Annotated in this window: 23 protein-coding genes; 8 read left to right on the top strand and 15 right to left on the bottom strand. The window is 65.2% G+C overall.

What is annotated here, in order from left to right; all coding sequences use genetic code 11:
• The first annotated feature begins 267 nt into the window (after positions 1 to 267).
• A complete protein-coding gene (locus LQ144_RS11995) occupies positions 268 to 777 on the top strand; it encodes a GNAT family N-acetyltransferase (protein WP_230118935.1) in 510 nt (169 codons plus the stop codon).
• A gap of 15 nt (positions 778 to 792) precedes the next feature.
• Here the strand turns inward: LQ144_RS11995 and LQ144_RS11990 are convergent, their stop codons facing one another.
• A complete protein-coding gene (locus LQ144_RS11990) occupies positions 793 to 2,106 on the bottom strand; it encodes a trypsin-like peptidase domain-containing protein (protein ID WP_230118934.1) in 1,314 nt (437 codons plus the stop codon).
• A 140-nt stretch (positions 2,107 to 2,246) separates the two neighbouring features.
• Here LQ144_RS11990 and LQ144_RS11985 point away from each other — a divergent pair, with 140 nt between their 5' ends.
• Positions 2,247 to 2,774, top strand: a complete 528-nt coding sequence (locus LQ144_RS11985; RefSeq protein WP_230118933.1) for a hypothetical protein — start codon at positions 2,247 to 2,249, stop codon at positions 2,772 to 2,774.
• Between the two features lie 125 nt (positions 2,775 to 2,899).
• On the opposite strand, the gene LQ144_RS11980 is transcribed toward LQ144_RS11985, so the two are convergent.
• The 3 genes from LQ144_RS11980 to LQ144_RS11970 form a co-directional block, all read right to left on the bottom strand.
• Complete coding sequence (locus tag LQ144_RS11980) at positions 2,900 to 3,298, bottom strand: GNAT family N-acetyltransferase (RefSeq protein WP_230118932.1); 399 nt, start codon at positions 3,296 to 3,298, stop codon at positions 2,900 to 2,902.
• Positions 3,299 to 3,460: 162 nt separating this feature from the next.
• Entirely contained in the window at positions 3,461 to 3,994 is a 534-nt protein-coding gene (locus LQ144_RS11975; RefSeq protein WP_230118931.1) for a hypothetical protein, read from the bottom strand.
• A gap of 17 nt (positions 3,995 to 4,011) precedes the next feature.
• On the bottom strand, positions 4,012 to 5,244 hold the full coding sequence (locus tag LQ144_RS11970) for an alkaline phosphatase family protein (protein ID WP_230118930.1): 1,233 nt from the start codon (positions 5,242 to 5,244) through the stop codon (positions 4,012 to 4,014).
• Between the two features lie 229 nt (positions 5,245 to 5,473).
• On the opposite strand from LQ144_RS11970, the gene LQ144_RS11965 reads away from it, so the two are divergent.
• The 3 genes from LQ144_RS11965 to LQ144_RS11955 all read left to right on the top strand — a co-directional run bounded on the left by LQ144_RS11965 (position 5,474) and on the right by LQ144_RS11955 (position 7,932).
• On the top strand, positions 5,474 to 6,223 hold the full coding sequence (locus LQ144_RS11965) for a phosphatase PAP2 family protein (protein WP_230118929.1): 750 nt from the start codon (positions 5,474 to 5,476) through the stop codon (positions 6,221 to 6,223).
• A 427-nt stretch (positions 6,224 to 6,650) separates the two neighbouring features.
• Positions 6,651 to 7,241 carry a signal peptidase I gene (locus LQ144_RS11960; protein WP_230118928.1) on the top strand — a complete coding sequence of 197 codons (591 nt, stop codon included), beginning with the start codon at positions 6,651 to 6,653 and terminating at the stop codon, positions 7,239 to 7,241.
• Between the two features lie 34 nt (positions 7,242 to 7,275).
• Positions 7,276 to 7,932, top strand: coding sequence for a CalY family protein (locus LQ144_RS11955; protein ID WP_230118927.1), 657 nt, complete (start codon positions 7,276 to 7,278; stop codon positions 7,930 to 7,932).
• A gap of 106 nt (positions 7,933 to 8,038) precedes the next feature.
• Here the strand turns inward: LQ144_RS11955 and LQ144_RS11950 are convergent, their stop codons facing one another.
• Positions 8,039 to 8,374: a hypothetical protein gene (locus tag LQ144_RS11950; protein WP_230118926.1), complete on the bottom strand. Its 336-nt coding sequence runs from the start codon at positions 8,372 to 8,374 to the stop codon at positions 8,039 to 8,041.
• A gap of 203 nt (positions 8,375 to 8,577) precedes the next feature.
• On the opposite strand from LQ144_RS11950, the gene LQ144_RS11945 reads away from it, so the two are divergent.
• Positions 8,578 to 8,976 (top strand): hypothetical protein, encoded by a 399-nt coding sequence (locus LQ144_RS11945; protein ID WP_230118925.1) that lies wholly within the window; start codon positions 8,578 to 8,580, stop codon positions 8,974 to 8,976.
• Between the two features lie 27 nt (positions 8,977 to 9,003).
• Here the strand turns inward: LQ144_RS11945 and LQ144_RS11940 are convergent, their stop codons facing one another.
• From LQ144_RS11940 to hisD, 4 genes are all read right to left on the bottom strand, one after another.
• Positions 9,004 to 9,840 (bottom strand): amino acid ABC transporter ATP-binding protein, encoded by an 837-nt coding sequence (locus LQ144_RS11940; RefSeq protein WP_230118924.1) that lies wholly within the window; start codon positions 9,838 to 9,840, stop codon positions 9,004 to 9,006.
• Positions 9,833 to 10,486, bottom strand: a complete 654-nt coding sequence (locus tag LQ144_RS11935) for an amino acid ABC transporter permease (RefSeq protein ID WP_230118923.1) — start codon at positions 10,484 to 10,486, stop codon at positions 9,833 to 9,835. The genes LQ144_RS11940 and LQ144_RS11935 overlap by 8 nt, the downstream gene beginning before the upstream one ends.
• Before the next feature lie 82 nt (positions 10,487 to 10,568).
• Complete coding sequence (locus tag LQ144_RS11930; RefSeq protein WP_230118922.1) at positions 10,569 to 11,387, bottom strand: transporter substrate-binding domain-containing protein; 819 nt, start codon at positions 11,385 to 11,387, stop codon at positions 10,569 to 10,571.
• 26 nt (positions 11,388 to 11,413) lie between these two features.
• Positions 11,414 to 12,733 carry a histidinol dehydrogenase gene (gene hisD, locus LQ144_RS11925; protein WP_230118921.1) on the bottom strand — a complete coding sequence of 440 codons (1,320 nt, stop codon included), beginning with the start codon at positions 12,731 to 12,733 and terminating at the stop codon, positions 11,414 to 11,416.
• Between the two features lie 83 nt (positions 12,734 to 12,816).
• Between hisD and LQ144_RS11920 the strand changes: the two genes are divergently transcribed.
• Positions 12,817 to 13,749 carry a LysR family transcriptional regulator gene (locus LQ144_RS11920; protein WP_230118920.1) on the top strand — a complete coding sequence of 311 codons (933 nt, stop codon included), beginning with the start codon at positions 12,817 to 12,819 and terminating at the stop codon, positions 13,747 to 13,749.
• Between the two features lie 49 nt (positions 13,750 to 13,798).
• Here the strand turns inward: LQ144_RS11920 and LQ144_RS11915 are convergent, their stop codons facing one another.
• The 5 genes from LQ144_RS11915 to LQ144_RS11895 form a co-directional block, all read right to left on the bottom strand.
• Entirely contained in the window at positions 13,799 to 15,526 is a 1,728-nt protein-coding gene (locus LQ144_RS11915; RefSeq protein WP_230118919.1) for a choice-of-anchor G family protein, read from the bottom strand.
• Positions 15,523 to 16,176, bottom strand: coding sequence for an LPXTG cell wall anchor domain-containing protein (locus LQ144_RS11910; protein ID WP_230118918.1), 654 nt, complete (start codon positions 16,174 to 16,176; stop codon positions 15,523 to 15,525). Before LQ144_RS11910 ends, LQ144_RS11915 begins: the two co-directional genes overlap by 4 nt.
• A 32-nt stretch (positions 16,177 to 16,208) precedes the next feature.
• Positions 16,209 to 16,760 (bottom strand): signal peptidase I, encoded by a 552-nt coding sequence (locus tag LQ144_RS11905; protein ID WP_230118917.1) that lies wholly within the window; start codon positions 16,758 to 16,760, stop codon positions 16,209 to 16,211.
• 9 nt (positions 16,761 to 16,769) lie between these two features.
• Positions 16,770 to 17,465: a SipW-dependent-type signal peptide-containing protein gene (locus LQ144_RS11900; RefSeq protein ID WP_230118916.1), complete on the bottom strand. Its 696-nt coding sequence runs from the start codon at positions 17,463 to 17,465 to the stop codon at positions 16,770 to 16,772.
• Between the two features lie 372 nt (positions 17,466 to 17,837).
• Complete coding sequence (locus LQ144_RS11895; RefSeq protein WP_230118915.1) at positions 17,838 to 18,968, bottom strand: EAL domain-containing protein; 1,131 nt, start codon at positions 18,966 to 18,968, stop codon at positions 17,838 to 17,840.
• 387 nt (positions 18,969 to 19,355) lie between these two features.
• Between LQ144_RS11895 and LQ144_RS11890 the strand changes: the two genes are divergently transcribed.
• Positions 19,356 to 20,168, top strand: a complete 813-nt coding sequence (locus LQ144_RS11890; protein WP_230118914.1) for a hypothetical protein — start codon at positions 19,356 to 19,358, stop codon at positions 20,166 to 20,168.
• Positions 20,169 to 20,240: 72 nt separating this feature from the next.
• Here LQ144_RS11890 and LQ144_RS11885 read toward each other — a convergent pair whose 3' ends face one another.
• The gene (locus tag LQ144_RS11885) at positions 20,241 to 23,774 is read right to left on the bottom strand and encodes an FG-GAP-like repeat-containing protein (protein ID WP_230118913.1); all 3,534 of its coding nucleotides are present in this window, start codon (positions 23,772 to 23,774) and stop codon (positions 20,241 to 20,243) included.
• Positions 23,775 to 23,806 lie beyond the last annotated feature (32 nt).

Below are 23,806 nucleotides of genomic sequence, written 5' to 3'. Positions count from 1 at the left end.
ATTCCTGTTCGGCGCGTCAACCACAACTGGTCGGGGCGCGGAAGTTAGGATGCGACCCCCTAGCCGCATCCAAAATGAGTGTAGCTGTTGGGTAGGACTTTTTGTTGGGCCAGCCGAAACCTGGCTGTCGGAAGAGAGCGACTTCCCTGAACCCCGTTGTTAAGGCTGCGGTTACCGGGGGTCCAGTCCCGCGTCTTCCCCCGGAGGCGGGAATGCCCCACACTGTGTGCAAGAGTCTTTTCCCCACTGGCCAAAGGCAGGTCATCCATGGTCCCTCTTATCTCCCTCGCGGCTCTCGTCGGGCCTCAGGAACACAAGCCCGACGCCCGTATTCCCCGGCCACTTGACGCCAGCGACTTGCCGGAGCTGAAAGACCTTTATCTGCGCGCCTACGACCCGGAAAAGGAGCATTCAGATGGCTTCCATTCCGTCGACAGGATCGGCACAATCTTCGACGGCGCGCACGGCACCCCCATCCCCGAAGCCTCGCTCCTGACGGTTGGCCCGGACGGCCGCATCACGGGGGCCATCATCATCACAGACCGGCACGTCGGAAGCTCGGGCCCGGGAACGGCTTTTATCGCCGAACTCTTCACCCACCCGGATCACCGCAGGCAGGGCGTCGCCGAAGACCTCCTGCGCCATGCCATGCACGTCCTGCACACCTTGGGACACAACATCCTCGCGGTCAGCGTCCACAGCGGTAACGCCGCTGCCATGGCCCTGTATCTTTCCCGGGACTTCCGCCGCCTGAACCACCGGACCGGGAACGACTGAACCGTTTCTGCGGCGTCACCCGGCGGTGGCTGCTCCGAGTGTGACGTCGGCGGCCTGAGTCTGGCCTCCGCGCAGGAACGTGATCTTGACGGTGGTTCCGGCAGCCTGTTCCCGTGCGGCCGCCGTCAGCTCAGAGGCGTCAGTCACGGTCCGTCCGGCCAGTTCTGTGATCACATCGCCGGCCTTCAGCCCGGCTTTGTCCGCCGCGGATCCCGCGGTTACGGACGCCACTTCGGCCCCGGTCGTAAAGTCCGACGAGGTTCCGGAGGCCTTGTCCTGCACCGAAAGGCCCAGCTGGCCGTGTGTCGCTGCGCCTGAGGCGATGATCTCCTGGGCCACGCGCTTGGCGGTGTTGATCGGGATCGAGAAACCGACGCCAATGTTGCCGGACTGGGAGGATGAGGAGGACGATCCGGCCGAGGCGATGGCCACGTTGACGCCGATGATCTCACCCTGTGTGTTGGTCAATGCGCCGCCGGAATTTCCGGGGTTGATGGCCGCGTCAGTTTGGATGACGTTGATGCTGATGGACCCCTGCCCCGACGTGGAGGAGTCGGTCTGCGAGGTGGCGGAGGAGTCCGTTTCGATGGTGCGGTTCACCGCCGAGACAATGCCGTCCGTCACGGTGCCGCTGAGTCCGAGGGGCGCTCCGATGGCTATGGCGGCGTCGCCGACCTTGACCGCGCCCGAGTCCCCCAGCGTCGCCGGGACCAGGCCCTGGGCGGTGATTTGAATGACGGCCAGATCCGAGAGCGGGTCCGTGCCCACAATTTTCGCCGTGTAGACCTTCCCGTCGCTGGTGCGGACTTCGATGGCTGCGTTCGCGGCCTGCCCGTCCAGGGTGACCACATGCGTGTTGGTCAGGATGTGGCCGTCCGTATCCAGAATGATGCCCGAGCCGGTGCCGCCGGAGCTGCCGGAACTTGCGCTGATGGTCACCACACTGGGCGTCGCCTTCTGAGCGGCAGCGGTCACCGCGTTGACGCTGGAAGTGTTGTTGACGATCACCGGCGTGTACTGGGCCTGCGCCGTGGCTGACCCCTGGGTTGGCGGGTTCAACAGAGCGGTAGTCCCGACGGCGGTACCTCCGCCCAGCAGACCTGCGGCCACCAGACAGGTGACGAAGACCGCAGGACCCACCCTTTTCCGGTCCCTCGGGCGGGTTGCCGTCATGCCTGCTGTGGTGGGGCCGGCCGCCGTGGTCCCGGCCGCCCAGGCGGGGACTGCGCTGGCAGTGGCTGCGCTGGCAGCCGCTGGGTTTGCCCCGGCGCCCTCGCCGGCGCCGCGCTCCATGTAGTCATCCTGCATTGGACGTTCATACTCGTTCATCGGTCATCCTGACTTCTCGAAGGCTATGACCTCATACTCGACGCCGGTCCTATCGGCCGTCTGTCCGGCTCCTGTGACGAAGCTGTGAGCAATTCCCGGAGACGGTCAACCTATTTGGGAGGCACGCCTAGACTCCTGTGATGGCCACTCTTACTGAGAGCGTTTTCCTCAACGGGACAGTTGGATCCGGAAAGACCACCACGGGCGAGGCCCTGCACCGGCTGCTCGCCGACGACGGAATCAGCAACGCCGTCATCGATCTGGATGGGCTGCGGCGGAGCTGGCCCGTGCCCGCAACGGATCGGTTTAACCATGAACTCGAGCTCCGGAACCTCCAGTCCCTGGCATTGAACTATCGCGAGGTCGGCGTTCGGCGGTTCATCCTTGCAGGGGTCGTTGAGCACTCTGCCGAGGTGGATCGCTACCGTACTGCCCTGGGCGGAGGCGCCCTGACAGTGGTCCGATTGGATCCGTCTCTCGCAACTATTCAGGACAGGCTCAGGAATCGGCACGAGCCCAACAGCCCGGAGCTGGCCTGGCACCTGGAACGCAGCGTGGAGCTACATCGGATCCTGAATGAAGCCCGCCTTGACGCCCATGTGGTGGCAATCGGCAGCCAGAGCCCCCAAGAGGCCGCCCATGCCGTTCGCACGCTCATCGGGTGGTAGCCGCGCTGCGGAGGCGGAAGGCGCCGGGAGATATTCGGCCCGCCGAGTCGCTCATCACCGCAAGTCACCAGCTCATCCTGCCCCAGCCTTGGACTGTCTGCACGAAGACCTGCGGTCCGCCACAGCTAGCGCAGTTGGATTAGTCCAGCATTGGTGGGACGGAAACCGCATGAATCGAAGTAGAAACTCTTCAGGTGGTCATCGAAGTCAACATGAAGCCATTCGCAGCCGGCCTTCCTCGATTGTTCGGTTGCAACGGCGAGGAGTGTTTTCCCGATGCCCTGACGGCGCGCTCTGTGTGCCACCAAAGTGTCTTCGATGAACGCGTGGACATGACCGTCCCAGATCACATTGACGAATCCTACGAGACCTACGTCGTCGCGTGCTGTGACCCAGCCCAGACTGAGGCGCCAGAGCACGTCACTCCAATCGTCTTCAACGTATTCATGATCGAAGCCCTCCGCGTGCAGCTGGTTGATCTCTTCGTTCTTAACCGCTCCGCGCCATTCAAAGGTGATCGTCATGCTGAACAGCATTACAGATGCCCTCGCTTGTAGCCCGCCTTTGCCCTCGCGTATGAGGACGCCGCGACCTTCTTCAAGAAGCAGCTCAATTCCTGATAAGGGCGTCGAGCGTGGACCCGTCTCCTCCGGCCATATTGCGGGCTGCCCCGTTCGCTCTTCGTGTCACCGGTCGCGACGGCCGCGACGGCTCAGGAACTCGGACCCGGCATACCCGGCACCGAGGACAATGAGGCTGCCCAGCCATCCGAGCGCCAGGAAGATCATCGTGATCCGGTCCCTGTCCTCATAGGGAGCCAGCGACTGCCCTGCCACCACCACCCTTCCCACCGAGGACCGTGCCACAATGGCCATCCGCAGGCCGGGCTCCGGCTGCCACGTCACGGTGTCAACGCCGGAATCGCGTGCCGTCCGGAGCACGCCGGACGGCACAACCGGCAGGGATCCGTGAAGGGTCGCCGTCCCCGACTCCGGCTTGTCGTCCGACCCGTATACGACGACGAACACTCCGCTCTCAGGGGTCAGCTCCACCCGCGGCGCCGGTTCAGTTCCGGCAGGAAGCTGCACCAAGGCCGCGGCGGCAGCGGCCGGTGCGTCATTCGCCGACCGGCGGCCGAGCTGCTGAAACGCAACGTAGACGCTGCCGAAGATCAGCGTGACCACCACGGCTGCCGCCAGCCATCCGAGAATTCTTCCCATGTGCTCAACCAACCACGTCAGCGCCGGGCGTTGAAGACGTCGGGCCCGAAGCTGCTCACGCCGGCGGCGCGGGCCATCCCGAGGCGGGGCAGCGAGAAGATGTCCTCGATGGTGGCCAGCAGGCTGTAGTGGTTGTAGAAGCGGGTCGAGGTGGTGCCGCCCCGAACGAAGGGCGAGAGCACCAGGGCACCCACGTGTCCGCCGGCCGTCCCGCCGGGTTTCCCGGGAGGGCCGACCGATCGCCCTTCGGCTTCGTCGAAGGTGATGACCAGGACCCCGTCGCGCTGGAACGCCGGTGAACGCAGGATGGGCGGAACCTGCCGCAGGAGCCAGGCGTCCGCGGTCGCCAAACCGCCGGGACGCCCGTCCACGCACGGGCTGTCGTGGCCGTCGTGGCACAGGTTGGGGGTGATGTAGGAGAGGTTGGGCGTCGTCGCGGCTGACCTCAGATCGCTGGCCAACGCCCTGAAATCAACCACCCGCCGCCTGCAGTCCGGTGAGGACGTGATCGCCTCGAAATACACGAAGGGGTTGTGCCGCGTCGCGTACTGGTCACCGCGCTTGGCACTCTGGCTGCCGTCTCTGGCGCCGGGCTGCGGGTGGCGGCAGGGAATGCGCATGTCTTCCATGTACCCCTTCCAGCTCTTCCTGGCCGCAGTCAGCTGACCGGCAACTGTTGGAACGGACCTCGGGTAGAGGCAGCCGTTGCCCCTGAAGACGCCGCGGTACGGAGGACCGGCGGGCTTGAACCGCGCATAGGTCCCGCAGTCGGCACGGGTCATGGCATTCGGTGTCTGCCCGGAAATCTGCGCCAGATAGTTCGGCTGGGAATGGTGGGCAATCGCGTAGTACTGGGACAGCAGGACACCCCTGGCGCGCAGAAATTTGGACAGATAAGGGGTTTTCGACGCCGGACCCCAGACCGTGCCATAGCCCCTGTTCTCGAGGTTGATCACAAAGATGTGGCCGGGCCTCGCGGCCCGGAGCACCGCAGCCGCATTCGCCACCGACTCTGCGGCCGGGGCGGGCGCCGCCGCGGCCGGGACGGGCACAGGGGCGGGCGCCGGTGCTGGGACCGCCGTCGGAAGTGGGGCCGCCGTTGCCGCGGCGCTGACGGGAGGTGACGCATTCTGCGGGGACGGCGCCGGCTGGCTGGCCGCCCCCGACACGATGGCGGCAACGCCTAGGGCCAGCCACTGTGCACCCCGCGGGGCACCTCCGCCCGGCCTCCGACTGACCTTCCTGCCCATCGTGTCCTTCTCTCACGGACCTGTCCGGCAGTCGTCGGCAAACACCGCATCGGGAATCTTCGGAGTTCAGAGGCCCCGACGGCTGGCACCAGCATAGGCCTCCCCGAGCATTGTTCCCAGCGTCCTTTCAATATCCGGTGAGAGACTGCTGACCGGCGCAACCTCCGTGAAGCTGCCGTGCCCGTGCCCGCATAGCCTGTGCCTGGCGCACCGCCCAGTAAGGAATGACATGAAGCAGCCCCCAGCCTCGGTGACTCCCCTGCACCTGCCCGGACGCTCCTGGTGGCTGCTTGCCGGATCTGCGTTCCTGTACGCCGCAGCGATCACGCTCGGAATCTTGGCGAAGCTGTACGGCTCGCCCGGCCCGGACCTCCTCTGGGATGAAGGCATGGCGAGGGACCGGACCACCGCACGGACCGGCCTGTCGCTGGCCCTGAATACCCTGTTCTCGCCGGCGGGCAACATCACCATCCTGCTGCTCGGCTGCGCCGTTTTGGCGTTTGTCTTCCGCAGGCCCCTGGCCGCGCTGGCCTTCGGGTCCCTTACCAGCGTCGGCTGGCTGTCCTCGGAAATCGGGAAGCTCACGGTTTCGCGGCTCAGGCCGCCCTCCGGGGCAACCCATGCGCTGCTCCTCGAGTCCGGCCGCACCAGCTTTCCCAGCGGGCATACCGCGTTTGCCGCGTCCCTGGCCTGGGCCGTCCTCCTCGTGCTCGCCCGGACCCGGACGCAGCGCAACTTCGCCGCGATCGGCGGGATGGTCCTGACCGCGATCGTCGGGCTCTCCCGCCTTTACCTGGGCGTGCACTACCCCAGCGACGTCATCGGCTCCGTGCTGATCAGCACCGCGGGCATGCTGCTCTGGCTGCCCCTCTGGAACAACCTCATCGAACCCCGGCTCCGCGCAAACGCCCTGATCAGGAACCTGACGGCAGGCGCACCTCGGGAGCACCAGTTGGCTGTCCTGCCGACGAGGCGCTGACAGCGCGCGACTGCCGACAATCTGGGGGCTGGACCCCAGCTTTTTCCAAGCCTGAAATGTCAAAGTTGGGTGTCCGGCAGCCAGAAGATCCTCACACGTTTTCGCTGCAGGACTGTCGGGTCCGGCCGCATTCCCCCCAATACCGCCGGACCCGGCGCACCAATGAGGCCGGGCCCGTCCGGCGCCTCCCGTGATTCTCCCGGGATGCACGACGGCGGCAATCACTCCCAGCCGACTCTCACCGTGATCCGCGCCGCACGGCGGCGGAAACTCTCTTGATGGACGGCTGCGTTGTCAGCCTGTCTTGATCAATTCTTGAGCAACTGCTGATCCGTTTTTGACCCGAAGCAGACTCTTTCCTGAGCAGCCCCGGGCATCGTTGGTCCTGTTCCACCCCAACGGTCTCGAACGAAACGGAAACGTCCCCATGGGCACTGCACCCAGCTCAGCCACAGCCCCCGGCACCAAACCGGTCACGGGCCGGTTTGCTGCAGTCCGCCGAGTCGTCAGCATCGTCGTCGGCACGGCAGCCACGCTGCTGTTCCTGGGCGCTTGCATCGCGGCCCCGCTGCTACACATCGGGTTTTCCCCGGTCCTGACCGGGAGCATGCGCCCCGCCTTCGCCCCGGGTGACCTGCTCATCACCGCCCCGGCGGCCGTGAGCAGCCTGCAGCCGGGACAGATCGCGGTCTTCACCCCGCCTGGTGAAACCACGCCCTTCGCGCACCGCATCACCGCCGTCGTCGGAAATCCTGAACATCCGGTGATCGCCACCAAAGGTGACGCGAACCCTGCTCCGGACCACTGGCGGGCCACGCTGAACCAGGACCAGGTGCCGGTGGTGGTCACCACTGTTCCTTATGCCGGCAACGTACTGCTCTGGACGCAGAACCCGGTCCAGCGGGCCATCCTCACCGCCCTGTTCGGGCTGGCTGTCACCGGGGCCAGCGTCCGCTGGATCCTCCGGGCACCGCCAGCCGCATCACCAGCTCAGACCAGCCCGTCCCCCACTACCTAAACCTTTTCCCCACCCCTCAAAGTAAGGATCTGTCATGTCTGAAAGCCCAGCCCGTTCCGTCCGCCGCCCCAACCCCCGTCTGCTCGCTGCCTTCGCAGTGGGCGCCGCCGGCCTGGCCATCACCGGCGGCGGCGTCTTCGCCGCACTGAACGCGACTGCTTCCAACACCACCGCCCAGAACGCCACCAGCGGCATTCTGAGCCTGACGATGGCCAACAACGGCACCGGCTTCAGCCAGGCGGTTTCCAACCTCGCCCCCGGCGACGTGGTGAACCGGTACGTCAACCTCACCCAGGGGGCGGACCTGGACGGCAAGGACCTGACCCTCGCCGTCGCGGACTCGACGCCGACGCTCCTCACCACCAGCGCCGCCAAGGGACTGCACGTCACCGTCACCCAGTGCTCCGGCGCCTGGACGCCCGGAACCGGAGCCGGTTCCTGCAGCGGCACTGCCACCCCGCTGCTCACCAACACGACACTGAGCGCACTCAGCACGGCGCCGGTATCGGTCAAGGCCGGCGCCAACGCTGCGGGCAGCACCGTGAACCTGCAGATTTCCCTGAGCCTGCCGGACCAGGCCGAGACGACGGTTAACGGGGCAGCACCGGCCGGCACCATCCAGGGCCTGTCCTCGTCCCTGACCTGGACCTTCGGCGAAACCCAGCGCACCGCTACCACCACCGGAAGCTGAGTGCAGTGAGCGTGCACGCGCCAGGCGGCAGGACGGGGGCCGCTGCGGCGGTCACCGTCCTGCTTCTGTGCACCTCACTTGCACCGGCAGACGCGGCGGGCGCCGCTCATGCGGCGTCACCCGTCAGGACCGTCAGCAGCGCCAGCTGGGGGGCGGTAGCGGCCACAAACGTCTCTCCCCCGTATACCTTGGCCCCACTGGTCTTGACGTATGCGAACGGCGGAGCGACCGGCAACGGCAACGGGCTGAAGGAACCGGCCGAGTTCTTCACCGTCGTGAACACGGGAACGCTCGTCATTACGTCAGCCACGTTCACGGTGACTGCATCTAACTCCGGAGCTTTCAGTATTGACGCGTGCAGCAACCAGTGGAATGAGTCGGCCGATACGTGCCCCGGAACGCTCACTGTGGTGACTACCAGCCCCTCTGCAAGCTCTACCACCGTGCCGTCCCTTCCCGGCGGGACTATCCGCCTACGGGCTCGCCTCACCAGTTCAGCGCCTAGAAACACCACGTTGACCATCGGCCTGACGGTCAGCCGGGCCCAGGTCCGTGCGGCCACCGTCACCGGAAGCTGATCCCATGCCCGCCGCACTCACCCAATCCAGGGGACCCGACGCACCATCCTCATCGAACGGAAAGACAATGGCACTTCAAGGCAATGAAGCCGTGTTCTCCGCCACCCGGCTGCTCCGGCTCGCCGAGGACGTCGAGAGCGATGCCGTCGCCATCAGCTATGCCGCCATGTTCCTGCGCATGCTGCCGGGACGGGTCGGGAGCATCCTTTCCACAGTCCGTGAGGAGGACATCCCCGCGGCCCTTGACGCAGCGCTCAGCCTCAAAGTCCGGGCCCACATGGTGGGCGGGATGGCGATGGAACGGGACTGCCGCACCCTGGAAGAGAATTTGCGCAGCGGAAATTATGAGGCCGCAGCCAGGTCCGCCGGCGAGGTGGCCAAAGACTGCCTGCCGCTGACCCGGGCCTTGGAGCAATTCCTTCAGGGCTGGCAGGACCTGGAGGACTCAAAGAGCAAACAGCCGTGACCACCCGTGCCGGGGTCCGTTCAGGGTTTACGCCGGCAGGATGCCCGACCGGCTGAGCAGGGCCCTGGTCTTGGGATGCTGCGGCGCGGTGAAGATCCGGCTTGGCGGCCCCTCCTCCACGATCACCCCCTGGTCCATGACCACAATGCGGTCAGCGATATCCCGGGCGAACTGCATCTCGTGGGTGACGATGACCATGGTGGTCCCCTGCTGGGCGATTTTTTTGATGACAGCGAGGACTTCACCCACCAGCTCGGGGTCCAAGGCGGATGTCGGCTCATCGAAGAGCATCACGCTGGGTTCCATGGCGAGGGCGCGGGCAATGGCAACGCGTTGTTTCTGGCCGCCGGAGAGCTTGCTGGGATAGTTCTCCATTTTGTCGGCCAGTCCCACCATTTCCAGGTTGGGCACGGCGACGCTCCGGGCCTCGGCCGCAGAGAGCTTCTTGACGTCCCGCAGCGGAGCCATGACGTTGCCCAGGGCCGTCTTGTTGAGGAACAGATTGAAGTGCTGGAACACGAAGCCAATGTCCGTGCGCTTCTGGGCAGTGATGGACGCTTTTTCAGCGATCAGCTCACCGTCGCGTTCCTCGTAGCCGATCAGGTGCCCGTTGACGTAAATACGGCCGGCTTCGATGGTCTCGAGTTTGTTGATGCAGCGCAAAAGCGTGCTTTTGCCGGAGCCGCTGGATCCGAGGATGGCGATGGTCTCGCCGCGGTGAACCACAAGGTCCACGCCTTTGAGCACTTCCACCCTCTTTTCCACGTGGTGCCGGCCCGTCAGCCGGTTCCAGAGGGTCCTTTTCGTTTCGGAGACGAAGGTCTTGTGGACATCGCGGACGTCGATGATGGTGTCCTCAGCCATTGGCCCGTGCCTTTCGTTCAAGCACTACCACGATGCGCGAGAGTGGGAGGCTGATAATCAGATAGAGAATCGCCGCGGCAGTGTAGATGGCCGTGGTCTGGAAGGTCTGGCTGTTCAGGATGTTGGCGGTCTTCAGGATCTCGGTCACGGCGATCACCGATGTCAGGGCGGTGTCCTTGATCATGGCAATGAAGTAGTTGCCGATCGGTCCCATGGAGACCACAAAGGACTGCGGAATCACCACTTTCCACAGGGTCTTCGTGGGCGTGTAACCAAGGGACAGCGCGGCCTCGGTCTGGCCGTGTTCCACCGACAGGATTGCGGACCGGAAAACCTCGGAGAGGTAGGCGGCGTAGTTGAGCCCCAAACCCAGGATGCCGGCGGGAACGGGTTCGATTTCGACGCCGATGCTGGGGAGGACGAAGAAGATGTAGACCAGCTGCACGAGCAACGGGGTTCCGCGGATGACCTCAAGGTAGAAGGTCGCAACCCCGCGGAGGACGCTAAACGAGGAAATGCGTGCCAGGGCGATCAGCAGGCCCAGTACCAGCGCCAGCAGCATGGCGCCCAGCGCCAGTTGCACCACCACGGGTACGGCCACCAGCAGAGCCGGAAATACGGCGAAGGTGTTGTTGATGAAGTCCATGAAGGAATCCCTAAATTAGGGTCGGGCCGGCGGGCAGCACTCCCGTGAAGCGGTGTCCGCCGGCCCTGCCCGCTACTGAATGCTACTTGGACATGTTGGCTTCGCCGAGACCGTACTTCTTGAGGATCTCGAGGTATTTCGGGCTCTTTTTCAGGTCTGCCAGCCCGGAATTCAGGTCCTGCAGCAGCTGCGAATCATCCTTGCGCACTCCGGCTCCGATGATGCCCGGGTAGAAGGGCTTGTAGGGCGTCACGAGCTTCAGCTTCGGGTTGGGCTTCTGCACCAGACTGTAGCCAATCACGGCACTGTCGGTGAAAACGGCGTCAACCTGCTTGTTTTCCACGGCGGCCAGCAGGGCGGCCTGTGAGTCGAAGAGCTTGACCTGGCTGCCGCCCAGGCTGTCCACCAGATCCTTGAACACGGTACCCGTCTGCGCCCCGAGGACCTTGCCCTTCACATCGTCCCGGGAGGCCAAGGTGGAGTCCGCGGGGACCACCATTGCTTCGCCTTCGGTGTACCAGGGATCGGTGAAGTTGATCTGCTTCTTGCGGTCGTCCGTAATGTACATGGCATCCACGATGACGTCGGCCTTCTTGGCGCTCAGCGCCGCGATCAGCGTGGCAAACTCTGAGGTGAAGACCTTGATCTTCCAGCCCTTGGACTCGGCGATGGCCTTGATCATGTCCCCGTCAATGCCTTTGAGTTCGCCGGACGCCTGATCGGTAAAGGAGAAGGGTGCATCGTTGGACGTTGCGATGGTAATGGTCTTCTGTTCAGCGCCGCCCGTGCTGCCGCCGCCCGCCCCGCCTCCTGAGCCGCATGCGGTCAAGGCCAGGGCAACGACAACGCCCATGGGCACCAAAGCAGCGAAGCGCCTGCGGAGCATCTTTGTATTCATCATGAACTGCCTTTTGTTAGTGGTGGGTTCTATCGGTTGAAGCGCTCGAGGCGAAGCGTCGCGGTGGCCTTGTGGGCTTCCATTCCTTCGACACCGGATATCGTCGCCACGTAGTTGGCCAGCCGCGGCGTCGCGTCCTTTTCGACCCGCTGGTAGGTGAGCGGTTTGAGGAACCTGGAGACGGAGAGCCCTGCTGATGACCGGGCCCCCCCTCCAGTGGGCAGCACGTGGTTGGTGCCAGAGGTGCCTTTGTCCGAGTAGGCCACCGTGGACCACGGTCCCAGGAAGATGGACCCGTAGTTCTGCAGGTTGGCGTGATAGTACGAATCGTCCGACGTCTGGATTTCCAGGTGCTCCGGGGCCAGCATGTCCATGATCTGCACTGCCGTTTCCCGGTCCTCCGCGACATAGACGGTGCCGTAGTCCCGCCATGCCGGCCCGGCAATGTCCCGGGTGGCCAGCGTGCGCAGCTGCTTGTCGATGTGCCTGATGACTTCTTCACCCAGCTCGCTGGACGTGGTCACGAGGGACGCCGGTGACTGCGGGCCGTGCTCGGCCTGGCCGAGGAGGTCCGCAGCGACGAGTTCCGGGTCCGCGGTTTCGTCGGCTATGACGGCGACCTCGGACGGGCCGGCCAGGAGGTCGATGCCGACCCGCCCGAACAGCTGGCGTTTGGCCTCGGTGACGTAGGCGTTGCCTGCGCCCACCAGGATGTCCGACGGTTGCTCGCCGAGAAGGCCGAAGGCCATGGCTGCCATGGCCTGCACACCACCGAGGACGAAGGCCCGGTCAACGCCGGCGAGGTACGCGGCGTACAGAACGGCCGGGTGTCCGTGGTCGGGCCCGGCAGGCGGAGTGCAGGAGATGACGCTGCGGACGCCGGCCGCCTTCGCGACCCCCACCGTCATGAAGGCACTGGCAAGGATGGGGAACCGACCGGCGGGCAGATAGGCCCCGACTCGTGCGACGGGAACGTACTTGTGTCCGGTGAAGACGCCCGGGATAAGCTCGACCTCGAAATCGGTGAGGTGCTCGCGTTGCTCGACGGCGAAAAGCCTGGTCCGCTCGGCGCTGGCCATCAGGGCTTCCCTCAGTTCCGGCGAGAGCGAGTCGCCGGTTCTGGCCAGCTCATCCTGGCCGAGCTCCATGCTTGTGCCCTGCCACCCGTCGAGCTGCTGTGAGTAACGGACGACGGCGTCAATTCCGTTCTTCTCGATGTCGCCGAGCATCTCCGAGACCGTTTGAATAACCTCAGGCAGCCGCTGGGCCGGGACGCCGCCGACCGCGGGATCCTTCAGCGTGGCGAAGTTCCCCCGGATGTGTCCCCGGTCACGTTCAGTTAGCTGCATGGGCTAAACGTACGTCCAGTCGAACCATCGCACAACGGGCCGTCAACCCGTGCGTGCCATAGGGCTGCCCTATAGGATGAGCCATGACCCTCGTGCAACTTCGGGCTTTCCTCGCCGCTTACGAGCTCGGCTCCTTTACTGCCGCTGCACGAAAGTTGGAAACAACCCAGGCGTCCGTCTCGGAGCTCATCAGCAGGCTCGAACAGGAGCTCAGCCACAGCCTCTTCACCCGCGGTGGGCGGCGGCTCATACCCACCACGGCCGCCGTTGAGTTGCAGGTCCATGCGCGGCAATCCGTGACGTCGTTTGACAACGGCGTGGAGGCCCTGAAATCCATGTCATCGCTGGACGGCGGCGTCTGCACCTTCGGTGTCCTGCGGTACGGGGCGCACTATGACCTTGCCGACCTCGTCCAGCGTTTCCACCGGCGCTATCCCAAGGTGAAGGTACGGCTGGTGGGCCTGAATTCCGTCGCCGTAGCCGAATCTGTCGCATCCGGTGAAATTGAGGCGGGGCTGATCGTTCTCCCCGTGGTGGAAACGGGGCTCCAGGTCCGGCCGCTCTTCCGGGATGAGGTGTTCTACGTCTCCGCCCAGCGTGATCCCTCCCGCGGTCCCATGACCATTGAGGAATTCGCGGCGTCAAAGCTGGTGCTGTATGACGCGTTTGCCGGCTGGCGGGACCCCACGCGCCGGCAGATCTTGGAGCGCGCCCGGCTCAAAGGCCTGAAGATCGATCCCGAAATCGAAGTGGAACACGTTGATACCGCCCTGGGCCTTGTGGCCACGGGGGCGGCAGACACTTTTGTGCCGCAGGCAATCGTCAACGGACCTGGCTTCCCGAAAAACGTTAGGGCCGTTCCCTTTGCCGAACCCTTGTACGACACCATCGCCCTGATCCAGCGGGAGGCCGCCTACCTGTCGCCGGCAACCCGCAAAATGGCCCAGATGGCCGAGCGGACGCTGCTGGCCAAGGTGGCGCCCGAGCAGAACGTCCGGCGGCAGAATCGGACTTGACGGAGCACGTCGCCAGAACAGGTTCAGCTCCTGGGAACCGGGCCTGTCCTTACCCTGTGCGGGGCCGAAAGACGACCGGACCGGCTGACGACGTCGCGAGGTAGATTTCCGATGCGCTCCCGGCTGCGGCCACCCGAAGGGCTGATACCTTGAATTGCCCGTCAGCCGAGCTCCCCGCAACTGCGGCACTGACGGGCGCGCCGGGCTGATCGGGTTGAACGTTGACGGTCAGCGACAAGGTGTCCGCCAATGGAGTCAGCGACGCTGTTGCGGCCCCCACGACCGGAACAACAGCGGACTGGATGGCGGCGGACGCGGTGGGCAACAATGCCCCGGGGCCAAACAGCGCAGCGTCGAGGGCACCCGCCACCACCGGCCCTGTTCCCGAGAGCAGGGCTGCGGTGATGGGACTGAGCAATGCCTGCAGGCCGGGAATCCCGGCGCCCAGCACCGAGGTGGACACCGACGGCGACGGCGGCAGGGACGAACGGAACGCTCCCAGGGTGGTGTCGTAGCGGATGGCTACTTCAGCCACATCGATTTTTCCTAGAAGAGGGACAACACTCTGCAGCGTTACCTTGGTCTCCATGGTGAAGGACGTGGCAGCGAGCGCCCTGTCGACCTCGGCGGTGACGGCCTTGCGCCAGGTATCCAGCAGGGCCGCGGTCCGTTGCGTGAGACTTTGAACCGTCCCGGCGTCGAGGATAACGCGGGTGTTCGGGGGCAGCTTGTTGAGGCCAGCAGGTCCGGAGGTGAGCTTGGCCAGATCGAACAGGATCCGGGCGTTGACAAGGTCCACCGTGACCACGCCGTCCGTCAGCGGAGTGGTGAGCAGCGGCGTCACTGCGGAAAGGTCGGGAGTCCCGAGGGTGATCTTGGTGGTGACTGGCCCCACAAGCAGGCCTGTGGTCGCTTTCGAGACCAGATCGGTGACGCCGCCGGTGACCGCTGTGGTGAGTGAACCTGCCGGCGTGCCGATCGCGGCCAGGTCCCCAGTGATGCCGTCCACTGTTTCACCCACACCGTATGTCATGGTCCGCACCGAGTCCGCGGACATGTTCAGCCGCAGCCCGGCGATGGCGTAGTCGCGGGTCACGGTGGGGCTTGCGCTCAGCCTCGGCCAGCCGTTACGGAGCGTGCAGGCATCCACCTCGGAGGAGCTGGCCATAGCCCCAACGTCCAGGGTCATCGCAGCATTCGAGGACGGGACAAAGGACGCGAGGTTGATGCTGGCCGCAGTCGGCGAGGTAGTGGACCCGTTGGCCGTGCCCGTCCCATCGATGGCGCCGGACTGGTCACTGACCAGTCCCGCGGCTCCGGCGGCCTGGCCGCTGGCGGTTGCCCGCCCCCACTGCGTGTAGGCCCCGGCCGTGCCAGCGGGTTGGTTCAGACCCAACGCCGCCGAGAGCAACGGGCTGCCGAGGGCTCCTGCCTCCACAGCCGCCGTGTAGGTCACCGGGTCCACCTGCGTGGCGGTTCCCGGTTCCACCGTCACGGTCCCGCCGGTATTGCGGACGGTCAGGCCCTGGACAGCCGCCAGTGTGTCCAGGTCCTGCCCGCCCACTGCGCCGGACACCTGCCTCGCCGCGGACTCCGTCTGGAACAGGGTGGAGGTGCTGCAGTCGCCGGCCACCATCACTCCGGCGGACGCGCTGACGTATTCATCGTCGGTCCACGCGGCGAGCGTGCCCGCGGTCGAGCTGAGCAGGGCTATTGATGCCGCGGTGAGCACGGCCACCGGCGCCAGTATCCGGAGACGCGGGCCAAAGCGTTTCACGTTAGCCTCCGACGGCGGGCCAAGAGTATGCCTGCGCCGGCGGCAATCAGCGCGAGACCGCCCGCGACGAAACCGAGGAGATCGGCACCGGTGTAGGCGAGTGGCTTACCCGCAGGCTCGTCCCCGCCGCCGGCCACCACCCCTATGCCGAAGTTCAGTGTGCCGGCCTCAGGGCCGGCGGTAGACGGGCGTTCCAGGCTGAACAGCACCCACGGCGCGTCGCGTGCGGTGAAATCCCCCACGGGATAACTCAACGTGCCGGCCGCCGAAAAGCTCTCGGCTGCCAGGATCCGGCGTTCGGCAACGGGACAGCTCAGGGCAGCGTTCCTGCCGCTGGTTCCCAGCCATTGGACGGGGCAGGAGCGGGCGGTGATCCGGTAGGCGCCGGGCCCCTCCGCCAGGGAGCCGGCAGCTTGCACCTGGATGGTGGCGGAGGCGCTCTTTGGGCCGTCCAGCAGCACGCCCACCTGCCAGCTGAAAGATTCGCCGGCCGAAAGGGGCGGAATGTCCAGCGGGTAGACCGACGACGTGAGCCGCAGCATGCCCTCCCCGCCCGTCTCGGGCACGGGCACCACGGCGTCGGCGGAGGCCGTGCCCGCCCCCGCCTGAAGCAGGACTTGGAGCAGGAGCAGGACCGCGGCGGCAAGCACGGCACTCCGACAGCGTTCCCGTCCCATCACCCTCACCCCTCCCGTGGTGCCGCTTGACTCTCAAGGCGCGGATCGACGTCGTACGCGGCGGCCTCCTGCCGCGGCCAAAAAACCCAGCCCACCAGCGCGGCCAGCAGCACCGTGCTGGCCCCGATGGCCCAGGGTGAGCGCAGTCCCATGACCCAGGAACCGACCGACGGAAGGGAAAAGAGCACCCTCCGTGCTGACTGGACCCGGTATTCCACCGGGTCCTCGGAGCTGTTGGCGTCGCCCTTCAGGATCAGGACTGCGCCCTCTTTCGACGCCGGATCAGGCGTCACCGACACGACGCGGTGCGTGACCGGCATGGCGCCTGCCGTCCGCTGCACGGTTGCGACGTCCCCGGGCTTTAAGGACGACGCCGGGACCTCCCGCACCGCGGCCATCGCACCAACGGGATACACAGGTTCCATCGAACCGGTACGGAAAACCACGAAGGTGACGCTGAAGATCGCCGCGGCAGCGATGCTGGCGATGCAACCGGCACCCAGCACCGCCAGCAGCGTCAGTCCCCAGGAGGACGCCCTGCCGAAGAAGCGGTTCACCGGAACGCGCTAGGACCCGTTGATGCTGGTGAAGCGCCAGAGTGGAACCACGTTCTTACCCTGCAGCGAGGCGTCGACGGTGGTGGCCGGCAGGGTCATGGCGAAGCAGATGTTCACCGGGGCACCGGCTGCGTTGGATGCGCCGGCGGCGAGCGAGAATTCGTTCAGGCCGAGGGTATCCAGCTCGGACCCCGCCGGGACCAGAACCGTTCCCGCGGTTTTGTCTCCCAAAGCACTGCAGTTCGCGGCGTCCAGACCGACCCAGGCCTGGTAGCGCATGGCGGCGTAGAGGGCCGTGCTGTTGGCGTTGCCGACGGCAGGATTCGTGGCCTGCCTTGCCTCGGCCAGTGACACGGTGAGGCCTTCGGACCCGGCCTTGGCACGGAGTTGGAAGGGTGCGTAGACCGTCTCCCCCGGCAGCAGGTCAGCTGCCTCCATGGTGAAATCCAGCCGGCCGCCGTTCGCGTTCGGCTGGTCAGTCCAGGAGCCGTCAGCGAATGGAGCGACCGTATTCTGTTCCATGGCGTAGGTTTTGGTGCCCGGGTTGTTCGCGGGGCCGGCGCCGCCGAACACCCATTCGTTGTCCGTCCACGCAGCGAGCGTGAAGGCAGCCCCGACGCCGAGGACCAAGCCTGCCGCCAAAACGGCGCGGACCTTCCCGGGGCGAGAAGCGGATTTTGTGGCAGTGGTATTGCGAGCAGACATTTATCCCCCAGGACAGTCCGCTGCCCGGGCGCCAAGCGCGGGGCGTGGGGCACCGCGCTCAGGCAGGCGCGCCCACGCAGGGCAGCGGATAGACGACTTTGAATTTCCAGTGCAGAAACTGTAATTAGCCTATTACTTCTTATTTGCGACTTGAGGTGCTTTTGATCAACGTAGGCCAAGGATTTGCGCAGGAATTATGGGGATAACGAACGGAGCCCGCCAAGTCGTGGCCCCAGTGCGGAAAGCCTTGCCGAAGGGCCATACCTCGGGCATTGTCGGCGTGAACAACCGGCTTCCTACGTGTGCTTGACGTAGAGACCGGCAACAGCTGGTCAACGGACACCACGGCGAACCGTGCTGATCTGGCGGGGGTTACCCTTCTTCGGCAGCGGCGGCGTCAGCGGTTGCTGCCTCGATGATCCAGGCGGACCAATCCAGGGGATGCACGGAGGGCCGTCCCAGTAAGTAGCCTTGGGCGGCGGTCATACCGGCCCTTGTGACGGCGGCCAGTTCCTCCTGGCTTTCGATGCCTTTGGCGGACAGTACCGCTCCTGTCTGCTTGGCTAGCTCGACCAGGTCCGTGCCCTGGGTCTGTGCCGGGTTGGGATGGATGATTCCTTCAATGAAGCTGCGGTCGAGTTTGATGATGTCGGGGACCAGTTGCAGGATTTGGTCCGGGGAGGCAGTATCGGGGCCGGAGCCGTCAACGGCAATCCGCACACCCTGCTGCCGCAGCGGGCCTAACACCCGTATCAGGCCATCCAGATCCTGGCCTGAAACCTGGCCCACCATCTCGATAACGATTCTGTCCAAAGCCACATCTCCGCCCTCCAGCAGCGCCAGGATCCGCGGGTCCCTACAAGATGCCGGGCTGAGGTTAAAGGCAACGAACAAGTGATCGGGGATCTCCCGTGCAGCCGACAGGGCACAATGCAGGGCGGCGATTTCCAGGTCCGGGCCCAATCCGAGGGCAGCGGCTTCCCGGAACCAGGTGTCGGCGCTGGCCCCGTCGCGGCTGACGAAGCGTGTCAACGCCTCGAAGCCAGCCACGTGTCCCGCCGGCAGTTCCCGGATGGGTTGGAAAGCAGTCAGCAGCATCCTGGTCCCCAAGACGGCCGTGATTCGTTTTCTGCCCCACCGGTCAAGCGGCCCGGGCACGAGCCGGGGCTTCTCAGGCACCGACGGGTCTTGGCCGCCGTCCACCTGCTCGTGTGGTGTGTCGCCATCGGCTTGGGAATCTGTTAGGTCCGTGGTCGTCACTGCTATCAGGTGCTGGAGCAGCGCGCGTTCGGGCTCGTCCGCGTTCGCGGCCAACAGCTCCCGCAACTGCGTCCTGGCCCACGCCCCCTCCGGGACCGTATCCGTCAGGACATCGTTGATCAGATCCAGCACTTGGCCGCGCAGCGTCGTTCGGTCCACGTCTTGTGGCGGTGAGTCCGTGCCCCCGGGCTCCGGACTTTGTTCTGCGCCGGTGACCGCCGGAAATGACTCGTCCCTGGACATCGGCTATTCCTTTATATGTCGGCGCACCGGCTGAGCCCTGTGCTGGCTAAGAACACCTCTCCCTTAAGTGGTATAGGGCTCTGACCTTCGAGAAGACTACTACGGGAAGAACGCATCGTGGCCGTTCCTATAAATACATTTTCATTTCCCAGGGTAACGCCCCCGGAATGGCCGGAAGCCGTCAGCGTGGTTTAGCTGTCTAGCCGTAAAAGTCCCCCGTCCGGGTGCCGCACCCTGGAAGAGAATTTGGGCAACGGAGACTACCTGTAGGACTCAAAGAGTAGACAGCCGTGATTATGGGCTGCGCGCTCCGCGCTCTTGACCACGAACGTCTGCTCCGCTCATGCTGGGTTTCTGTTTTGCTCAGTCACGACCGGAAGGCCGACGATGTCTCCTCATAGCCCAACTGCCCCCACACGGCGCTTCCGGTTGCCGCTGGCCGCAGCCGCCGCGGCAGCCCTCCTGACGTTCGCCGCCTTGCCGGCGCACGCAGCCACAGCTCCCGGCCCCGGCAACGACGTGTCGTGGCCCCAGTGCGGCAAAGCCTTGCCGACGGGCCAGAGCTTCGGCATTGTCGGCGTGAACAACGGCCTGGCCAACACCACGAACCCGTGCCTCGGCACGCAGCTTTCGTGGGCGGGCACATCCACGGGCGGAACGGGCCAGCCGTTGGTGGCCCTGTACGCCAACACGGCAAACCCCGGCGCAGCCGGGTCGTGGTGGCCCACCAGCAACGCGTACGGCGGCACCACCGTAAGTAACCCGTACGGCGAATGCACCCAGGGCTCCTATGGGGCCGCCTGCTCCTACATGTACGGATACGCCAAGGCGTACGACAATGCGAACATCCGGGGCGTCAGCAACCCGTCTTCTTACATGTGGTGGCTTGACGTGGAGACGGGTAACAGCTGGTCAACCGACACCGTCGCGAACCGTGCCGATCTGGAGGGCATGACAGCCTATTACGCCAGCATCGGAGCCCGAACGGGCATCTACTCCACCGCAACCCAGTGGCGCCAAATTGCCGGCACGGTTCCGTCGTCCAGCAACCTCTACAGACTGCCCAGCTGGCTCGCCGGCGCCAACTCCCTCGCCGTCGCCAAGCGCAAATGCGCCGACGCCCCGCTCACCGCCGGCGGCAAGATCACGCTCACCCAGTACGTCTCCGGCGGATTCGACTACGACCACTCCTGCATCTAGTAGGCGACGGCGGCCGTCGCGTGACTCACGCGGCGGCCGTTTCCTGTCAGGGGTTTCCCTGGCCTCCGGGCGTCAGTTCCAGCCGGTCGCTGCCTGCACACGGCCGAGCCAGCCACCGGTGCCGTTACCCCGGTAGAGCCAGAGAACTCCGGCTGAATCCACGGCCAGGACATCGTTCCGGCCATCGCCGTTGAACTCTCGGGCACTGACAATGAATGTCATGGCGTTCCAGCCGGGGCCTGCGCTAGTCCGTGACAGGAATCCGCCGCGGCCATTGCCACGGTAGAGCCACAACGTTCCACCGCTGTCGCGCGCCAGAACGTCTGATTTCCGGTCGCCGTTCATGTCGCCAGCACCGACGACGGCGGTGAACCCGTTCCAGCCGGTTCCCGCCTTGATCCGCGCGAGCCAGCCGCCCCGGCCGTTGCCTGGGTACAGCCACAATGTTCCGCTGGTGTCGCGGGCCAGCACGTCGGCTTTCCCGTCACCGTTCATGTCACCGGGACCTACGATGGCGGTAAACCCGTTCCAGCCGGTCCCCGCCTTGATCCGTGCGAGCCAACCTCCCCGGCCGTTGCCGGGGTAAAGCCACAAGGCCCCGGCGGTGTCGCGGGCCAAGATGTCCGCCTTTCCGTCGCTGTTCAGGTCGCCAGGCCCAACGATCGAGGTGAAACCATTCCAGCCGGTGCCCGCCTTGATCCGGGTGAGCCAGCCACCGCGACCGTTGCCCGGGTAGAGCCACAGTGCGCCGCTGCTGTCGCGGACCAGGACGTCAGCCTTCCGGTCGCCGTTGAGGTCGCCCGTTCCCACGACAGATGTAAAGCGGAAAGTCCCCTTGAAGGTCAGGGACCAGGATGACACCGTGCTGGCCTTGAGCACGTAGTCCGGCTTCGCCTTGGCTGTCACCGTGACCGTGCCGGCACCCAGGTAAGAGCCCGGAGCGACCATCTTCCCGCCCACGAGGTAATCAACACCCTGTGTGGAGGGAACTGTGTACCTGTCCTGTGCAGTGCCGTCCTTGTCCGCGAACGTCACAGCCGCCGGAGTCACGACGTACGGAGTCGCCTTGAAAGTGGCCGTCCAAGTGGCCGCAGCACCATCCGCCAGAGCGTAGTCCGGCTTGGGCCTGGCGGTGACAGTCACTGTGCCGGTCCCCGGGTACGTGCCAGCCGGAACGAGCTTGTCACCAACCAGGTAATCGACGCCTTCGGTGGCGGGAACGGCGTACGTGTCGGCCGCTGTACCGTCCTTCTCCGTGAACACCACCGCAGCCGGCGTCACCAACAACGGGGTGGCCTTGAACGTCGCCGTCCATGATGCAGCACCCTCGGTCAGAACGTAGTCCGGCTTGGCCCTGGCAGTCACTGTCACCTCGCCCGTGCCCGGATAGGTACCCGCCGGAACAACCTTGTCGCTCACCAGGTAGTCCACGCCCACGGTCTCGGGAACGGCGTACGAATCCTCGGCCGTGCCGTCCTTGTCCGTGAACACCACCGGAGCCGGCGTCACCAACAACGGGGTGGCCTTGAACGCCGCCGTCCATGATGCAGCACCCTCGGTCAGAACGTAGTCCGGCTTGGCCCTGGCAGTCACTGTCACCTCGCCCGTGCCCGGATAGGTACCCGCCGGAACAACCTTGTCAGCAAGCAGGTAGTCGACGCCCTCCGTGGCCGGGACCATGTACGTGTCCTCCGCCGTACCGTCCTTATCCGTGAACACCACCGCAGCCGGCGTCACCAACAACGGGCTCGCCCTAAACGTCGCTGACCATGATGCCGCGGGACCCTCCGTCAGAACGTAGTCCGGCTTGGCCGTCGCCTTGACAGTTACCGTCCCGGCGCCCGGATAGGTACCCGCCGGAATCGCCTTGTCATTGACGAAATACTCAACACCGGCCATAGCAGGGACCGTGTACGTGTCCTCGGCCGTGCCGTCCTTATCCGTGAACACCACCGCAGCCGGCGTCACCAACAACGGGCTCGCCTTAAACGTTGCTGTCCATGACGCGAGTGCACCCACCACAAGAGCGTAGTTGGGCTTCGTCTTGGCGGTGACCGTCACAGTCCCCGTGCCCGGGTACGCGCCCGCCGGAACGACCTTGTCGCCCACCAGGTAGTCCACGCCTTCAGTGGCGGGAACGGTGTACGAATCATCGGCCGTGCCGTCCTTGTCCGTGAACACCACCGGAGCCGGCGTCACCAACAACGGGGTGGCCCTGAACGTCGCCGACCACTCGGACACCGCGCCGGCCTTGAGGACATAATCGTCCTTGGCGTTCGCCGTGACCGTGACAATCCCGGCGCCCGGATATGTCCCCGCCGGGACAACCTTGTCACCAGTGAAATATTCGACGCCGTCCGTCGCGGGAACCGTGTACGAATCCTCGGCGGTGCCGTCCTTATCCGTGAACACCACGGCAGCCGGCGTCACAAGGAACGGGGTCGCCTTGAACGTCGCTGACCATGACGCTGCAGAGCCCTCCGTCAGAACGAAGTCCGGCTTGGCGTTCGCCGTGACAGTCACCTTCCCGGCGCCCGGATAGGTACCCGCCGGAATAGCCTTGTCATTGACGAAATACTCAACACCGGCCAAGGCCGGGACCGTGTACGAATCCTCGGCCGTGCCATCCTTATCCGTGAACACCACCGCAGCCGGCGTCACCAGGTACGGGGTCGCCTTGAACGTTGCCGACCACTCCGACACCGCGCCGGCCTTGAGGACGTAATCGGCCTTGGCCCTAGCCGTGACAGTCACCGTCCCGGTCCCCGGGTACGTGCCCGCCGGAACGACCTTGTCGCCCACCAGGTAGTCCACGCCATCAGTCTCAGGGACCGTGTACGCGTCCTCGGCCGTGCCTTCCTTGTCCGTGAACACCACCGCCGCCGGAGCAACCAGGAACCGGGTCGCCTTAAACGTCGCCGACCACTCCGACACCGCACCGGCCTTGAGCACGTAATCGGCCTTGGCCCTAGCCGTGACAGTCACCGTCCCGGTCCCCGGGTACGTGCCCGCCGGAACGACATTGTCGCCCACCAGGTAGTCCACGCCCTCAGTCTCAGGGACTATGTACGAATCCTCGGCGGTGCCTTCCTTGTCCGTGAACACCACCGCCGCCGGAGCCACTTCATACGGGGTCGCCGTGAACGTCGTCCTCCATTCCGAAACCGCGCCGGGTTCGAAGGCGTAATCAGCCTTGCCTCTGGCGGTCACGGAGACGTCGCCCGTGCCCGGATAGGTGCCGGCGGGAACGACATTGTCGCCCACCAGGTAGTCGACACCCTTCAGCGCTGGAACAGTGTATGTATCCTCCGATGTGCCGTCCCTATCAGTGAAGATCACCTCTGAGGGAACGATGATCCAAGTAGCGATTGCCGACTGAGCTCCAGCGAAGTCCAAGTCCACGGGCCTGGGATCCTTTAGACCCGAGGGGCTCTTGTAGGCAGGCGCACCAGGCCGGTAATTCACGTAGGCGCCAGCGCTGTAAACATCAATCGAAATAAGATTCAGCGCGCCCGCCGCCCACGTAGCATCGACGGGCACCGACGCGGTTCCAGAGAGGGCGTCCTCGCCGCGGCTGTACCAGGTGGCGTAGTGGTAACGGCCCATCGAGTCCGTGAGTGTAAACGTCACATTGTTCA

Origin of the sequence: Arthrobacter sp. Bi83 (assembly GCF_918698095.1) — a bacterium.
In the GTDB taxonomy this organism is placed as follows: domain Bacteria; phylum Actinomycetota; class Actinomycetes; order Actinomycetales; family Micrococcaceae; genus Arthrobacter.
Note: the sequence above shows the minus strand (reverse complement) of the source record. Positions and strands in the feature narration are given on the sequence as shown.

What these genes read in the sequence shown, in the direction of transcription:
- LQ144_RS11885 (WP_230118913.1), bottom strand. Translation starts at nt 23,774, where the DNA reads ATGGGCCGTTACCACTACGCCACCTGGTACAGCCGCGGCGAGGACGCC.
- LQ144_RS11965 (WP_230118929.1), top strand. Translation starts at nt 5,474, where the DNA reads ATGAAGCAGCCCCCAGCCTCGGTGACTCCCCTGCACCTGCCCGGACGC.
- LQ144_RS11930 (WP_230118922.1), bottom strand. Translation starts at nt 11,387, where the DNA reads ATGATGAATACAAAGATGCTCCGCAGGCGCTTCGCTGCTTTGGTGCCC.
- hisD (WP_230118921.1), bottom strand. Translation starts at nt 12,733, where the DNA reads ATGCAGCTAACTGAACGTGACCGGGGACACATCCGGGGGAACTTCGCC.
- LQ144_RS11895 (WP_230118915.1), bottom strand. Translation starts at nt 18,968, where the DNA reads ATGTCCAGGGACGAGTCATTTCCGGCGGTCACCGGCGCAGAACAAAGT.
- LQ144_RS11940 (WP_230118924.1), bottom strand. Translation starts at nt 9,840, where the DNA reads ATGGCTGAGGACACCATCATCGACGTCCGCGATGTCCACAAGACCTTC.
- LQ144_RS11995 (WP_230118935.1), top strand. Translation starts at nt 268, where the DNA reads ATGGTCCCTCTTATCTCCCTCGCGGCTCTCGTCGGGCCTCAGGAACAC.
- LQ144_RS11960 (WP_230118928.1), top strand. Translation starts at nt 6,651, where the DNA reads ATGGGCACTGCACCCAGCTCAGCCACAGCCCCCGGCACCAAACCGGTC.
- LQ144_RS11900 (WP_230118916.1), bottom strand. Translation starts at nt 17,465, where the DNA reads ATGTCTGCTCGCAATACCACTGCCACAAAATCCGCTTCTCGCCCCGGG.
- LQ144_RS11955 (WP_230118927.1), top strand. Translation starts at nt 7,276, where the DNA reads ATGTCTGAAAGCCCAGCCCGTTCCGTCCGCCGCCCCAACCCCCGTCTG.
- LQ144_RS11990 (WP_230118934.1), bottom strand. Translation starts at nt 2,106, where the DNA reads ATGAACGAGTATGAACGTCCAATGCAGGATGACTACATGGAGCGCGGC.
- LQ144_RS11985 (WP_230118933.1), top strand. Translation starts at nt 2,247, where the DNA reads ATGGCCACTCTTACTGAGAGCGTTTTCCTCAACGGGACAGTTGGATCC.
- LQ144_RS11890 (WP_230118914.1), top strand. Translation starts at nt 19,356, where the DNA reads ATGTCTCCTCATAGCCCAACTGCCCCCACACGGCGCTTCCGGTTGCCG.
- LQ144_RS11920 (WP_230118920.1), top strand. Translation starts at nt 12,817, where the DNA reads ATGACCCTCGTGCAACTTCGGGCTTTCCTCGCCGCTTACGAGCTCGGC.
- LQ144_RS11935 (WP_230118923.1), bottom strand. Translation starts at nt 10,486, where the DNA reads ATGGACTTCATCAACAACACCTTCGCCGTATTTCCGGCTCTGCTGGTG.
- LQ144_RS11980 (WP_230118932.1), bottom strand. Translation starts at nt 3,298, where the DNA reads ATGACGATCACCTTTGAATGGCGCGGAGCGGTTAAGAACGAAGAGATC.
- LQ144_RS11975 (WP_230118931.1), bottom strand. Translation starts at nt 3,994, where the DNA reads ATGGGAAGAATTCTCGGATGGCTGGCGGCAGCCGTGGTGGTCACGCTG.
- LQ144_RS11945 (WP_230118925.1), top strand. Translation starts at nt 8,578, where the DNA reads ATGGCACTTCAAGGCAATGAAGCCGTGTTCTCCGCCACCCGGCTGCTC.
- LQ144_RS11970 (WP_230118930.1), bottom strand. Translation starts at nt 5,244, where the DNA reads ATGGGCAGGAAGGTCAGTCGGAGGCCGGGCGGAGGTGCCCCGCGGGGT.